12 protein-coding genes, 4 tRNA genes and 1 pseudogene are annotated in these 14162 nt (G+C 58.3%); 10 read left to right on the forward strand and 7 right to left on the reverse strand.

The genetic code is table 11. The features are described 5' to 3' along the window. The first annotated feature begins 146 nt into the window (after positions 1-146). Positions 147-845: an orotidine-5'-phosphate decarboxylase gene (gene pyrF, locus BMS17_RS19540; protein WP_027924005.1), complete on the forward strand. Its 699-nt coding sequence runs from the start codon at positions 147-149 to the stop codon at positions 843-845. 130 nt (positions 846-975) lie between these two features. Here pyrF and BMS17_RS19545 read toward each other — a convergent pair whose 3' ends face one another. Further along, on the reverse strand, positions 976-1980 hold the full coding sequence (locus BMS17_RS19545) for an NADP-dependent oxidoreductase (protein ID WP_046031650.1): 1005 nt from the start codon (positions 1978-1980) through the stop codon (positions 976-978). A gap of 236 nt (positions 1981-2216) precedes the next feature. Between BMS17_RS19545 and BMS17_RS19550 the strand changes: the two genes are divergently transcribed. The 4 genes and pseudogenes from BMS17_RS19550 (at position 2217) to BMS17_RS30985 (ending at position 6626) form a co-directional block, all read left to right on the forward strand. Beyond that, a complete protein-coding gene (locus BMS17_RS19550) occupies positions 2217-2978 on the forward strand; it encodes an SDR family oxidoreductase (protein WP_077431488.1) in 762 nt (253 codons plus the stop codon). A gap of 183 nt (positions 2979-3161) precedes the next feature. Continuing rightward, positions 3162-4553: a PLP-dependent aminotransferase family protein gene (locus BMS17_RS19555; RefSeq protein ID WP_046031652.1), complete on the forward strand. Its 1392-nt coding sequence runs from the start codon at positions 3162-3164 to the stop codon at positions 4551-4553. A gap of 987 nt (positions 4554-5540) precedes the next feature. After that, positions 5541-5765: pseudogene (locus tag BMS17_RS30980) on the forward strand (HAMP domain-containing protein); the annotation flags it as partial. Beyond that, entirely contained in the window at positions 5763-6626 is an 864-nt protein-coding gene (locus BMS17_RS30985; RefSeq protein WP_371916732.1) for a methyl-accepting chemotaxis protein, read from the forward strand. The pseudogene BMS17_RS30980 and the gene BMS17_RS30985, both read left to right, overlap by 3 nt. A gap of 75 nt (positions 6627-6701) precedes the next feature. Here the strand turns inward: BMS17_RS30985 and BMS17_RS19565 are convergent, their stop codons facing one another. Further along, entirely contained in the window at positions 6702-7472 is a 771-nt protein-coding gene (locus BMS17_RS19565; protein WP_077431491.1) for a hypothetical protein, read from the reverse strand. A 378-nt stretch (positions 7473-7850) separates the two neighbouring features. Here BMS17_RS19565 and BMS17_RS19570 point away from each other — a divergent pair. The 4 genes from BMS17_RS19570 (at position 7851) to BMS17_RS19585 (ending at position 8264) form a co-directional block, all read left to right on the forward strand. Next, positions 7851-7926, forward strand: a tRNA-Glu gene (locus tag BMS17_RS19570). Positions 7927-7928: 2 nt separating this feature from the next. Beyond that, a tRNA-Gly gene (locus tag BMS17_RS19575) sits at positions 7929-8004 on the forward strand. Positions 8005-8109: 105 nt separating this feature from the next. Next, a tRNA-Glu gene (locus BMS17_RS19580) sits at positions 8110-8185 on the forward strand. A 3-nt stretch (positions 8186-8188) separates the two neighbouring features. Continuing rightward, positions 8189-8264 (forward strand) — tRNA-Gly (locus tag BMS17_RS19585). Positions 8265-8537: 273 nt separating this feature from the next. Here the strand turns inward: BMS17_RS19585 and BMS17_RS19590 are convergent. The 4 genes from BMS17_RS19590 to BMS17_RS19605 form a co-directional block, all read right to left on the reverse strand. Next, positions 8538-10277 carry a dipeptidase gene (locus tag BMS17_RS19590; RefSeq protein ID WP_077431493.1) on the reverse strand — a complete coding sequence of 580 codons (1740 nt, stop codon included), beginning with the start codon at positions 10275-10277 and terminating at the stop codon, positions 8538-8540. A 194-nt stretch (positions 10278-10471) separates the two neighbouring features. After that, on the reverse strand, positions 10472-11110 hold the full coding sequence (locus tag BMS17_RS19595) for a LysE family translocator (RefSeq protein WP_077431495.1): 639 nt from the start codon (positions 11108-11110) through the stop codon (positions 10472-10474). Position 11111: 1 nt separating this feature from the next. Further along, on the reverse strand, positions 11112-11882 hold the full coding sequence (locus BMS17_RS19600) for a 2OG-Fe(II) oxygenase (RefSeq protein ID WP_046031657.1): 771 nt from the start codon (positions 11880-11882) through the stop codon (positions 11112-11114). A gap of 92 nt (positions 11883-11974) precedes the next feature. Continuing rightward, positions 11975-12601: a serine-tRNA(Ala) deacylase AlaX gene (locus tag BMS17_RS19605; protein ID WP_046031658.1), complete on the reverse strand. Its 627-nt coding sequence runs from the start codon at positions 12599-12601 to the stop codon at positions 11975-11977. Positions 12602-12691: 90 nt separating this feature from the next. Here BMS17_RS19605 and BMS17_RS19610 point away from each other — a divergent pair, with 90 nt between their 5' ends. Then, complete coding sequence (locus BMS17_RS19610; RefSeq protein ID WP_046031659.1) at positions 12692-13690, forward strand: LysR family transcriptional regulator; 999 nt, start codon at positions 12692-12694, stop codon at positions 13688-13690. A 57-nt stretch (positions 13691-13747) separates the two neighbouring features. On the opposite strand, the gene BMS17_RS19615 is transcribed toward BMS17_RS19610, so the two are convergent. After that, on the reverse strand, positions 13748-14155 hold the full coding sequence (locus tag BMS17_RS19615; RefSeq protein ID WP_046031660.1) for a PA2817 family protein: 408 nt from the start codon (positions 14153-14155) through the stop codon (positions 13748-13750). Positions 14156-14162 lie beyond the last annotated feature (7 nt).

Below are 14162 nucleotides of genomic sequence, written 5' to 3' on the forward strand. Positions count from 1 at the left end.
TGTCGGGAGTGTATCGGGCTCGACACAATTGGCCAAAGGACTAGTCTTGCCTGAGCGCCGATGACGAATTACCGATCATCGGGTCCCGCAGCGTCGCTGGTTCCGCTACAATGCGCGCCGATTTCGTCCTGCCTGAGAGCCCGCACATGTCCGTCTGCCAGACTCCTATCATCGTCGCCCTGGATTTCCCCACCCGTGACGCCGCACTGAAGCTGGCCGATCAGTTGGACCCGAAACTGTGCCGGGTAAAAGTCGGCAAGGAACTGTTCACCAGTTGCGCGTCGGAAATCGTCGGCACCCTGCGTGACAAGGGCTTCGAAGTGTTCCTGGACCTCAAGTTCCACGATATTCCGAACACCACCGCCATGGCCGTCAAAGCCGCTGCGGAAATGGGTGTGTGGATGGTCAACGTTCACTGCTCCGGCGGTCTGCGCATGATGGCGGCCTGCCGTGAGGTGCTGGATCAGCGTACCGGGCCGAAGCCGTTGTTGATCGGCGTGACCGTGCTGACCAGCATGGAGCGTGAAGACCTGGCCGGTATCGGTCTGGACATCGAGCCGCAAGAGCAGGTGCTGCGTCTGGCCGCCCTGGCGGAAAAAGCCGGGATGGACGGTCTGGTGTGCTCGGCGCTGGAAGCCCAGGCCTTGAAGTCGGCTCACCCGTCGTTGCAACTGGTGACGCCAGGCATTCGTCCAGCGGGCAGCGCGCAAGACGATCAACGCCGTATCCTGACCCCGCGCCAGGCACTGGACGCCGGTTCCGATTATCTGGTGATTGGCCGTCCGATCAGCCAGGCGGCAGATCCAGCCAAGGCACTCGCCGCCGTAGTCGCCGAACTCGCCTGACCACCGCTACCCCTGTGGGAGCGAGCTTGCTCGCGATGAGGGCCTGTCAGTCGACATATTCGTTGTCTGATACGCCGCAATCGCGAGCAAGCTCGCACACATTGGTTTTGGGGTTGCTGAAAGTTTTGGGTTAAACCTTCAACACCAACTTCCCGAAGTTCTCGCCGCTGAACAATTTCATCAGCGTTTCCGGGAATGTCTCCAGTCCTTCGACAATGTCTTCCTTGCTCTTGAGTTGCCCCTTGATCATCCAGCCGGCCATTTCCTGCCCGGCGGCGGCAAACTGGGCGGCGTAGTCCATCACCACAAAACCCTCCATGCGCGCGCGGTTGACCAGCAGCGAGAGGTAATTGGCCGGGCCCTTGACCGCTTCCTTGTTGTTGTATTGGCTGATCGCGCCGCAAATCACTACGCGGGCCTTCATGTTCAGTCGGCTCAGCACCGCGTCGAGAATGTCGCCACCGACGTTATCGAAATACACGTCGACCCCTTTCGGGCATTCGCGTTTAAGACCGGCGATGACGTCTTCGTTCTTGTAGTCGATGGCGCCATCAAAACCCAATTCATCGATCAGGAACTGGCACTTGTCCGCGCCGCCGGCAATCCCGACCACGCGGCAGCCTTTGATCTTGGCGATCTGTCCGGCAATGCTGCCCACTGCGCCGGCAGCGCCCGACAGCACCACCGTGTCACCGGCCTTCGGCGCGCCGACATCGAGCAGGGCGAAGTAGGCGGTCATCCCGGTCATGCCAAGGGCGGACAAATAGCGCGGCAATGGCGCCAGTTTCGGATCAACTTTGTAGAAACCTCGTGGTTCGCCGAGGAAGTAATCCTGCACGCCGAGGGCACCGTTGACGTAGTCCCCGACCGCGAACCCCGGATTGTTCGAGGCAATGACTTGGCCTACACCCAATGCGCGCATGACTTCGCCCAAACCCACCGGCGGGATGTAGGACTTGCCCTCATTCATCCAGCCACGCATGGCCGGGTCCAGGGACAGGTATTCGTTTTTAACCAGAATCTGCCCCGACGCCGGGTCGCCGACCGGTACTTCCTGATAGGTAAAAGTCTCGCGGGTGGCCGCGCCCACGGGACGTTTGGCGAGCAGGAACTGGCGATTGGTCTGGGTAGTCATGACAGGCACTCAAGATGAATGAAGCCTTGTTGATAGCCCTTCATGATCAATGCCGCAAGTCTGGCTGATGCGGCGAATGCACCTCGATCCAGTGCAGTGATAGTCGGGGTCGGCGTTCTATCACTGTCACTCATGGGTACCCAACCGGCCACTTGATAGTGCTGCCGTGGCGCAGCCCTCTGTGGCTAGACTGAAAACAGTCAATCCCCCGCATTCTTCTCTTCGAGGACATAACAATGAGCATGACGTTTTCCGGCCAGGTGGCAGTGGTGACAGGCGCGGCGGCCGGTATTGGCCGTGCGACCGCCCAGGCGTTCGCCGCCGAAGGGTTGAAGGTCGTGGTCGCCGATCTGGACACCACCGGTGGCGAAGACACCGTGGCGCTGATTCGTGCAGCGGGCGGCGAAGCGACCTTCGTGCGTTGCAACGTGACGCTGGAAAGCGATGTAAAACATCTGATGGACGAAGTGGTAAACACCTACGGGCGGCTGGACTATGCCTTCAACAACGCCGGCATCGAGATCGAGAAAGGCAAGCTCGCCGAAGGCACGCTGGATGAGTTCGACGCGATCATGGGCGTCAACGTCAAAGGCGTCTGGCTCTGCATGAAATATCAACTGCCGCTGTTGTTGGCCCAGGGCGGCGGTGCCATCGTCAACACCGCTTCGGTGGCGGGCCTGGGGGCTGCACCGAAGATGAGCATTTACGCGGCGTCCAAACATGCGGTGATCGGCCTGACCAAGTCAGCGGCCATCGAATATGCCAAGAAAAAGATTCGCGTGAATGCGGTATGCCCGGCGGTGATCGACACCGACATGTTCCGTCGTGCGTATGAGGCGGACCCGAAGAAGGGTGAATTTGCCAACGCGATGCACCCGGTGGGTCGCATCGGCAAGGTGGAAGAGATCGCCAGCGCGGTGTTGTATCTGTGCAGCGACGGTGCCGCGTTCACCACCGGCCATTCGCTGGCGGTGGATGGCGGCGTTACAGCGTTCTGAAGTCAGGCACTTCACGTAGGAAAAAACCCGCATTTATGCGGGTTTTTTTACAGTTTCGTGATGGTGCCGGGCAATGTGTTTCAAAGGGTTAGAACCGAGGGTTTTAGCGGCGTTGTCGCACATTCCCATCGACGCTCCTGTGCTTAACTGTTTCCCGCAAAACAGACAGGAGTTTGCTTGCTCATGGAGTTGAGAATCGATCGACAGGCATTGGTGCCGGTCGTGCAGCAAATCGTCGATGCGCTGGCCGATTGGCTGCGTCAGGGCGATGTGTTGCCGGGAACGCGTCTGCCGTCCGCACGGCAAATCGCGCGGGTCAATCTGCTCAGTCAATCCTGCGTCGTCGAAGCCTGCGAGCGTCTGGTGGCGCAAGGTGTGCTGGCGCCGCGTCAGGGCACCGGTTTTGTTGTTGCCCTTCCAGCATCAATCGCGCAGAAGCGACAGGATGGCCTTTGGTTCGAAGGGGCGGACGTGACGCAGGGTGACGTCACGGGCGCACTCAAGCTGGGCTGTGGTTGCCTGCCGGAAAGATGGCGTGAAACCGACGATTTGAGCTACGCCATTCGCCAGGTGAGCCGCACCGACATGGCCGCTTTGTTCAACTACAGCACCCCCCTGGGGTTGCCTGCCTTGCGTGAGCAGATCCGCAAGCGTCTGCATCTATTCGACATCAACGTGGACGATCGACGGATTATGACCACGGCAGGGGCGACCCATGGGCTCGATCTGATCATGCGCACGTTGCTCAAAGCCGGCGACTGCGTGGTGGTCGAAAGCCCGGGGTATTCGTTGTTATTCGATCTGCTCAGGCTGAACGGCGTGACGATGATCGAGGTACCGCGTACCCCGCGCGGGCCTGACACGCAGGCGCTTGAAGCGCTATTGCGCAAGCACAAGCCTCGTGCGCTGTTTATCCATAGTTTCTGCCACAACCCGACGGGCAGTAGTCTCACGGCACTGGTGGCACAGCAGGTGCTGCAACTGACCAAAGCCCATGGCATGTTGCTGATCGAGGATGACGTCCATGCCGATTTGCACAGCGGCCCAGGCACGCGCCTCGCGGCACTGGGGATTGACGACAATGTGATCTACCTTGGCAGCTACTCCAAAACCCTCAGCAGTTCATTGCGCATCGGCTTCATTGTGGCCAGTGACGCGGTTGTGTCACGACTGGCCCAGGTCAAGATGACCAGCAGCATGGGCGCCTCGATGTTCTGTGAGGCGGTGTTGGCTAGCCTGTTGGCCAGCGGCGCCTATCGCAAGTTGGTGCAGCGTCAGCGCCAACGATTGCACGCCGACAGAGAGGCCGCCTTGCAAGTGCTCGAAGACGCCGACTGGGAGGTTTTCGGCAAACCGGTGGGAGGGCTGTTCATCTGGGCGCGATCACGCTTGTCCAGCTACGCTCAGGTGCGCACACAGGCCCGGCGCTTTGGTGTGTTGCTGTCTTCTGCCACAGCATTCAGTCCCGACGGTGAGGCCACGGACTGGCAACGCATCAACGTGGCTTACGCCTGTGATCCTCGTGCCCGGGCATTCTTTCAGGCCACTGCTTTGAATCGACCTCAAGCGTTCTGAAAACGACGCAGGCGTAGCTTTTTGCCATTATTCCGACGCCAGAGACTTGTGCTGGCGTATGCCCGTTGCGAATCTGCGTCAACAGACTATGTCAGGGGACTAAGTGCAATGATTTCGGCCGTGCAAGGACGTTTTGCCAACCTCGGTATGGCAAAAAAAATGGGTGTGGGATTTGTACTGGTACTGCTGCTGACAGCATTGGTCGCTGCCATCGGTGTATGGTCCCTGCAAACCATCAGTCATCGCTTCGACGGACTCAAGCAGATGTCGTCGCTCAATAGCGGTTTGCTCAAGGTGCGACTGCTTGAGCAGGAGTACGCCTTGCATGGCAACCCGAAAACCGCCGATGCCCTGCACGAGGGCGTTGATGGCCTGATTGCTCTGGCGACCCAGCTCAAGGCTGCATCGGCCGCCAACGTACCGGTGATGAATGACGTCGAACAGTCGCTGGGCGCTTATCGAAAGGCGTTCGATGAGTTCGTCTCGCTGAGTCAGGCCAAGGACCTGGCACTGGAAATGGCCAGTTGGTCGGTGTCCAGCGTGGCCAATAACCTTGATGTGTTGCAATCCGGTCTGGCCGATGACGGCGCCTATACCTTGAAGCAATCCGAAGGCAAGGACGGTGGGCAGTTCATCGAGCAGGCCAGCCAGGTCAGCCAGGTCTCGCGATTGATGTTGCAGGCGATGAACGAAGCGCGCGTGCGTCTGGACCAGAGCCGCAAGGGCGACGACAGCGCAGGCCAGGGCAAGATCGAACAGGCGGATCAAGCGCTGACCCAGGCCGAGCAGCTGAAAACCACGGTCAAGGACGAGGGCTATCAGACGGTCCTTAATGAAGTGACAGGCCACATTGGTAGTTTCAGCGAAAAACTGACGGAGTACACCGGCCTGTTGGCCCAGGAAAAAACCGTCTACGAACAACTGCATCAGCGCGCCGCGCAAGTGGTGGAGCGGGTCGATCAGGCCTATGTTGCCGAAGATCTGTCGATGCAGGCCGAACTGAAAAAGAACTCGTTGTTGATCCTCGGTTCCTCGGCCCTGGCGTTGCTGGTCGGCCTGGTGGCCGCGTGGGTGATTACCCGGTTGATCGTGGCGCCGTTGCGCAGTGTGATCCGTGTCGCCCAGCAGATCGCTGCGGGTGATTTGAGTGCGACTGTTGAAGTGACCCGCCGTGACGAGATCGGCCAGTTGATGCAGGCGATGCAGCAGATGGGCGCCGGGCTCAGCCGTATTGTCAGTGGCTTGCAGGCCGGTATCGAGCAATTGGCGAGTTCAGCGCATTCACTGTCGGCGGTGACCGAACAGACTAACCTGGAAGTCAGCAGCCAGAAAGAAGAAACCGAGCAGGTCGCCACCGCGATGAACCAGATGACGGCGACGGTGCACGACGTTGCGCGCAACGCCGAGGAGGCCGCACAGGCTGCACAGACGGCGGATGGCAAGGTTGAAAGTGGTCAGCATGTGGTGCGCCAGAGCATGGCGCGTATCGAGCAGTTGGCGGATTCCGCGACTTCGGCCAGTTCCAGCATCGAAAGCCTGAGCGCAGAGATCCAGAACATCGGCACGGTGCTCAGCGTGATCAAAAGTGTCGCCGAGCAGACCAACCTGTTGGCGCTCAACGCGGCGATCGAGGCCGCACGGGCGGGTGAGCAGGGCAGGGGCTTTGCCGTGGTGGCCGATGAAGTTCGGGCGCTGGCCAAGCGTACCCAGCAATCGACCGAGGAGATCGAGCGGCTGGTCAGTGCCCTGCGCTCGGCCGCTCAGTCGTCGGTGCAGCAGATTCAGAACAGCGGCGAACTGGTGAAGTTGGCGGTCAGTGATGCGTTGCAGACCGAAAGTGCACTGGGAAGTATTGCCGCTGCAGTCTCGTTGATTCAGCAGATGAACCAGCAGATTGCCGCGGCAGCCGAGGAGCAAAGCTCGGTGGCCGAGGAGATCAATCGCAGTGTCACGAGTATTCGTGCCAGCGCAGATCAGTCGTCGCTGGCGATGCAAGGCAACGCAGCGTCGAGTATTGAGCTGGCTCAATTGGGGCTTGAGCTGAAAGGGATGGTGGGGCACTTCCGGCTCTGAAGGTTCTCCCGGTCACCCATCAAACACAGTCCAAAAAAAAGCCACCTTCTCAGGTGGCTTTTGTGTTTTTGCTGATCAGTCGTAGATCACTCTCTTCTTCCAGTCGGCATCGGCGTCGACTTGTTTGAGGCCGGTGTTCAGCTGGTTTGCCTCGCTCTCAACGGCTGCGATGTTGTCCATCACCAAGGCATTGGCGCGAGCCAGGAGTTTCTCCAGGTACTCAAGCTGCTCGGAATAGGCCTGCGGGTCCTGCTGTTTGCGCAGGTATTGCACGCCGCGTTCGAACGCCAGGCGCGCCTGACCTGGCTGGTTCTGTTGCAAGCAATGCTGCCCGAGGTTGTTGAAGAACTCGATGTGCAGCAGCACCAGGATATGACGGACTTCGCGGATCCAGCGCTTCGCTTCGTTGGGTGGCAGGAAGCCGTCTTGTGCTGCGCGTGTGATCTGGCCATGCAGGGCTTCGAGCAGGAAACGTACGTCCTTGGCCTTGGCTTCGGTCTGGATGGGGGACGGCGGGTTGTTGACCGGGATCGATTGACCTTGGGCTGCCAGTGCTTCCAGCTCGGTAATCCGCGCCCTGAGGTTGGCGCTGGTTTTTTCCAGGTTGAGCAGGCGTTGGCAGACGTTGAGCTCCAGGCGGGTCAACAGCAGCTTGAGCGCAGGTGTCATCAACTGACCGGGGAAGGTCTCGGTGATTTCACCGCAGCGGCGCAGGCGGTCGTTGAGTTCAACCTTGGTGCGGGCCTTTTCCAGCTTGTTGTTTTCCACCACATGGTTCATGTAGCCAATGGCGATCAATAGTGCGATCCCGGCTACAACTAGCAGGGTGATCATGAGTGGTGTCACCGGTAAGACCTCTTTATAGGGTTTGCGTTCGAGTGTAGTGGCTTGCCATTGGGGCGCATAGGCCACTCGACGACTTGAATCAGCTATGGCCATAAATGTATCGGCCGTTGTTCTGCTTATATAAATGGTGGCGAAGATGTTTCAGATTGCCATCATCTTGATGGCGTGGACTATAACGTCTTGAAGGAGACCGGAATATAGGCGTCGGAGCCCAGGCTGCGCAAAAGCCCGAAACGCGTCTGAAAGCAGGGCGAAGTCATTGATTTAAATAAATTTATATCTGGGGGTTGACGACCCCTCAATCCATCCATAGAATGCGCGCCACTTACAGCGTAAAGCACACAGCGAAACGCGGTAGGGAGTGAATGTTGTACGTGTGTCCCCTTCGTCTAGTGGCCTAGGACACCGCCCTTTCACGGCGGTAACAGGGGTTCGAGTCCCCTAGGGGACGCCAATGCGGGAATAGCTCAGTTGGTAGAGCACGACCTTGCCAAGGTCGGGGTCGCGAGTTCGAGTCTCGTTTCCCGCTCCATTTTTAAGCAGCGTTGCTTTCGGGCGGCGTTGAGTGAAACCAGAACCGACATCTTCGGATGCGGATTTGGGCACTGAAATACACACCATGTGTTTCAGTTAGCGTGTCCCCTTCGTCTAGTGGCCTAGGACACCGCCCTTTCACGGCGGTAACAGGGGTTCGAGTCCCCTAGGGGACGCCATTTGCGGGAATAGCTCAGTTGGTAGAGCACGACCTTGCCAAGGTCGGGGTCGCGAGTTCGAGTCTCGTTTCCCGCTCCATATTTAACAAAAACGCCGCTCAGCAATGAGCGGCGTTTTTGTTTGTGCGTTTTTTATGGCATAGCAGGCGACAACGCACTTTGTAGCAGCTGGCGAAGCCTGCGTCCGGCGGCGAAGCAGTCGTAAAACCTGTGTGCGGTCTTTCTGAAACACCGCGTCATTTGATTTCACGACTGCTGCGCCGCCGGACGCAGGCTTCGCCAGCTGCTACAGATTGTGTCGTTCTCCGGTTTTGTGGTTTTGACCCGCCAGCAGGGCTGGTCCAAGAGGCGATCAGAGCTTCGGCAACTGCCCGATGCGCCCCATCATTTCGGTCACGATCTGCAGGTCCAGCAGGAACTGGTCGACCGTCTTGAACTCATTGTCGGTGTGGCCGGTGTATTTCACCTCGGGCCGGGCCAGGCCAAACTGCACGCCATTGGGCAGTTCATGGACCGAGGTGGCGCCGGCAGAGGTGCCGTACTTGTGCTCCATGCCCAGGTTTTCACTGGCCACGGCCAGCAAAGCCTTGACCCATTCACCCTCAGGGTTGCGGTACATCGGCTCGGCGATCGAGATATCGAAGGTCGGTGCGATGTGGCTTTTCTTGCTCCAGGTGGCCAGCTTATCGGTGATTTCGCTGTTCAGCGCTTCCGGGGACTTGCCCTTCGGTACACGCAGGTTGACCGCCAGTTTGAAAGCCTTTTCATCCATCCCGACAAAAGTCAGGGACGCGGTGAGTGGCCCCATGAATGAATCGGAAAAACCGACACCCAGTTTGCCGCCCAGGTAGTCCAGCCCCCAGTTGTCGGCGGCGTAGCGGGCGGCGTCAGTGATGTGGTTATGTTTGAGCGCGACCTTGCCGTCGAGGCTGTTGATGAAGTCCAGCATCCTGGCCACCGGGTTGACGCCTGACTCAGGCTCGGAGGAGTGGGCGGAAACGCCGGTAACCGTGAGTTTCACGTCCTTGCCGACGACCTTGGCCGTCACCTCAAAATTGCCGTCATTGCGCTTCGCATACTCAGTACCCGCTTTGTGCAGGCTGGCGGCCAATTCGGCAGGTTTGTCACTCACCAGGGTGGCAGCCGATGCCGACGGAATCTGGTTGGTGGCCAGTCCGCCCGTCATTGAGACGATTTCAGCACCCTTGCCCTCGGCATTACGTCGGGCAAAACTGGCCATGACGGTGCCGTAGCCTTTCTCGGCAATCACCACCGGGTAGCCGCCATCCAGCGCCAGGTTGTAGTTGGGTGTCGGATTGTGTTCGAAGTAGTAGGGAATGGCGTCCCCGGTGGTTTCTTCGGTGGTGTCTACCAGCAGCTTGAAGTTCCTCGCCAGCGGCAGCTTCTCTTCCTTGATGACCTTCATCGCATAGAGCGACACCACGATGCCGTTCTTGTCGTCCTCGGTACCCCGACCATACATGCGATCGCCGATCAGGGTGACCTTGAACGGATCGAGTCGGGTGCCGTCTTTCAGTACCCAGTTCTCCGGCGTCACGGGCACCACATCGGCATGCGCGTGAATGCCCACCACTTCATCGCCGCTGCCCTCAAGGGAGATTTCATAGACGCAGTTGTCGATGTTGCGAAAATTCAGGTTGAAGGACTGGGCCAGGTCTTTGATCTTGTCGGCGATCTTGATGAATTCAGGATTGTCGTGCTGAGCCACGCCGTCCACGCGGAAGGTCGGGATGGCCACCAGCTCACGCAGGGTCTCGGTGGCCGCGCTGCCGTATTTCAATCGTGCATAAAGGCCAAGCAGGCGATGGATTTCATCTTGCTGTTCAGAAGAAAGTGCCTTGTTATCGAGAAAGGCGCTGATGGCCGGGTCGAGGTCGCCTGATTTGGCGACGTCACTCTGGGCCAGGCGTCCCAGGAACTCCCTGAAATCGGTGACCGATGTTTCATTGAACGTCTTGAGGATGGCCGCGCTCTGTTGCGCCGTGATGTTGGCAAATGCAGAAGGGGTGAACGACGAAAGGCTGGCGATCATCAGGGTGGTCGCGGCCAGGTGCTTGAGTGAAAAGTCCATTGCTGGGGCATTCCTTTGCAGGCAGTTTGTGAGAAATATCTGATCGATTAATCAGAAACATTTCAAAGCTAACACCCGAAAGGCTTGATGCAGAGCCCTTGATGCAGGATCTGTCGCACAAAAATGCAAAAGCGACGCACAAATGAAAAAGGCCCGTCAGTCAGACTGAACGGGCCTTTTGGTTTATGCAGGTTTTACATCGACAAGATCAATCGACCGGCAAACAGGATCAGAATGACTCCCATCGTCCGTTCGAACCAATGCCCCATGCGCATGAACAGCAAGCGAACCCGGGCACTGGAAAAAAACAGGGCGACGATGACAAACCACAGTGCGTTCACAAAACACATCCACACGCCGTAAAGCGCCTGGACCTTCAACGGTGTCGTGGCACTGATGATGGTGGTGAAAATCGCCAGGAAAAACAGGGTCGCCTTGGGGTTCGTCGCGTTGGTCAGAAACCCGGTGGTGAATGCCTTCAATAGCGTTTGTTTGACGACAGGTTCGTCCACGGCCTGGTCGCCCTCAAGCGCGGACTTGGGTTTGCTGCGCAACAGGCTGACCCCGAGGTACAAAACGTAAGCGCCGCCCACGACCTTGGCCACGGTCAACAACCAAGGCGTTGTATGCATCAGCGCGCCGACCCCGAGCAGCGTGTAAAGCACGTGCACGGAAATCCCCGCGCCGATGCCCAGCGCCGTGCAAATGCCCACCAGCCGACCGAAGCGCACGCTCTGACGAATCGTGACGGCAAAATCCGGCCCGGGTGCGACCACGGCCAGAAAGTGAATGGTTGCCAGCGCCAGAAACTCGCCCAAGTAACTCGAAAGCATTTCAACTCCAGAAGGTAAGGGGTGAAGCATTGCCGCGATAGCCGACAAAGAACGAAAGGCTCAATCGTGGATCTGCCACACCCGGTGTCACCGAGTGCATGCAGCGCGAATTGAACATGATGAAATCACCCGGCTCGGGACGTATCTCAAGTGTGGGAGGGCCAAGCAGGGCAGGGTCGATGCCGTAACTGTCGCCGCGCATTTCGTCGAACTGGTCCGGCGAAATGTCGTCGTCCCACATCTGCAGCGCGCCGCCTTCGGTGGGCATGTTCAGGTAAACGTTGCAGGCGAACTGCGCTTCCAGGCTTCGGGCCTGGTAACTGTCCGGGGCGTCCTTGGCGAAAATGTCATGGTGGGCGAGGAAGCACACCCCCGGTTTCACTACCCGTGACAGCCCGACATACATCTTGCGACCGTAGAGGTTTTCCAGGTGAGCGCCTGCCGGCCAGGATTCGTCGAGCATGCAGCGCAGGGTGTCGACCGGGGACGAATAGGGCGCGCAACGGTTACGTAATTCCGCGATATTGCGGGTGGCGCGTTCGAAGTAGTCCTCGATCAGCAACGGCTGGTTTTCCGCCTCATAAAACGCCATGCCGATACGACCGATACTAGGCGCATTGATATAGCCTTCGAAGCCCGGGGCGAGGATCTTGTCGCCAATCTGAATCGCCAGCGGCTGGGGCAGCAAGCCTTTGACGCGGATGGCGAGGACTTCTTCGTTGGCCAGTTTTTTTATGCACGTCTCATCGAGACGCTCGACGTCAAGCATCATGTCTTAGGTCCATCTATCAGATAGTCAACAGAACCCGCGAGCGCAGGCTCCCCCGGCGTCAGGCGATGACGTTGCCGGCATCGCCCAAATGCTCAATCCACGGAGTAGTGGACTGACAGCGTTCCCTTTTTCAATGAAAGGGAAGCGATCGTGACCGTGCCTAATTCCTTCAGGCTACGTACATGGGTGCCGCCGCAGCCATAGGCGGGCAGTTCACCGAAACCGATTTCCCGGGCGCCTTCACGCAATGACGTCAGGCGCGGCCAATCCTGGCCAATAAACTGTGCGATGCCGAGTTGAACGGATTCGATATCGAGGTCCTGGGCACTTTCCAGCGCTTTGAACTGCACCCGACCTTCGCCCGGCCAGTGATGCGCCTTGGTCGGCATCCAGCCTCTGGCCTGGACGAAATGACCAATCAAATGCCCGGCGGAATGCATGCGCGTATTGAACTGGCGCCGCTCTTCGTCGATACGAATCTGGGTCATGCCGGGTTTAACCGGTTGATCGACGAAATGAATGATCCGGTCGGGATCCTGGACGACACGCAGTACCCGACTATCGCCGATCCAGCCGGTATCAAAAGGCTGGCCGCCACCTTGCGGGTGAAACAGCGTGGCGCGCAGCACCACGGCAAATTCGTTCTCGTGGGGCGTGCACTCCAAGACTTCCACATTAGCCTTGAGGTCATCACTATGGAAAAAGAGGCGAAGCGTCATATTCCATGCCCTGATTAAAGTTTCTTTTTTTATTATATGAAGCGTGGAATTGCGTGATAATCCGTTCAAACATCAAAGGACTGTTGCGCTGTGAGCATAAATCTTCCACTGCCGCTGCTCGGTGAAATGGCGATTTTCGTCAAGGTTGTCGAGACTGGCAGCTTCTCCGAAGCCGCCCGCCAACTGGGGGCTTCACCCTCGGCAGTGAGTCGTAGTATTTCGCGACTGGAGAAGGCCCTGGCCACGCGTCTACTGCAACGCACCACGCGCAAACTGCGCCTGAGCGACGGTGGCGAAGAGGTGTTCAAGCGTTGTCAGGAAATGGTCAGCGCGGCCAAGTCAGTGATGGAAATCAGTGGCCAGTTCACTGACGAACCCGAGGGGCTGGTGCGTATCAGCGTCCCGAAAGCGGTAGGCCGGATCGTGATTCACCCGCATATGCCGGAGTTTTTACGCCGTTATCCAAAAGTGGACGTGGAGCTATTGCTTGAGGACCGGCAGGTTGATTTGATCGACGACAACGTCGACCTGGCGATTCGCATTACCGACCGGCCGCCAGCAGGGCTGGTGGGTCGGCAGTTGCTCACCATCGACCATTTGCTCTGCGCGACACCGCAGTATCTGGCTGAACACGGTACACCGACTCACCCCCATGACTTGCTTAATCACAGTTGCATTTACCTGGGTGAAACCCCGAGCGATGCGCGCTGGAAATTCAGGAAGGGCAGCAAATCGGTGACCGTTGGTGTGCGTGGGCGATATGCCGCCAATCACACCGGCGTACGTTATGGCGCGGTGTTGCAGCATATCGGCATTGGCAGCTTGCCCTATTTCACTGCGCGCCATGCCCTGGAGAAAGGGTTGATGGTGCAGGTGCTGCCGGACTGGACCTTTCTGGCGTCCTACCACGGAGGTGCCTGGTTGCTGCATTCGCCAACCCGGTACCTGCCGCCCAAGATACGGGTGCTGATTGATTACCTGGTGGCGTGTCTGGAGAAGGAACCGACGCTGGGCAAGCCCGGTAAGTCCAATGGTCCGGTTTGGTCTTCATCGGAATATGAAATGCCAGAGAGTGACGGCTTGTTCTGAGCACAAAAAAAGGCCCGCATGTTAATCATGCGGGCCTTTTTCATTGCAGGACCGGGATCAGTGCTTGCTGTCTTCGTTCGACATCGACAGCAGCTGTTTTTCCTGATTCCAGTCGAACGGCTCGTCGTTTTGTTCCGCTTCGAAGCGACGCTCTTCCAGCGCCTGATACATATCGATTTCATCATCGGGCATGTAATGCAGACAGTCACCGGCGAAGTACCACAGCAGGTCGCGCGGGACCAGGTGGGCAATTTGCGGGTAGCGGGTGATCACCTGGCAGAGAATGTCCTGGCCCAGGTATTGGCTTTCGATCGGGTCGACCGGCAGCAACGCACGCAACTCGTCGAAGCGCTCCAGGAACAAGGCATGGCTTTCTTCGGGAACCTGCTCGGCCTCACCCACGGCGACCAGGATGCTGCGCAAGTGGTCAAGCAAGACGAGATGATCGGCAACGACATTGGACACGAGATAA

Origin of the sequence: Pseudomonas sp. C9 (genome assembly GCF_002000165.1) — a bacterium.
Taxonomy (GTDB): Bacteria; Pseudomonadota; Gammaproteobacteria; order Pseudomonadales; family Pseudomonadaceae; genus Aquipseudomonas.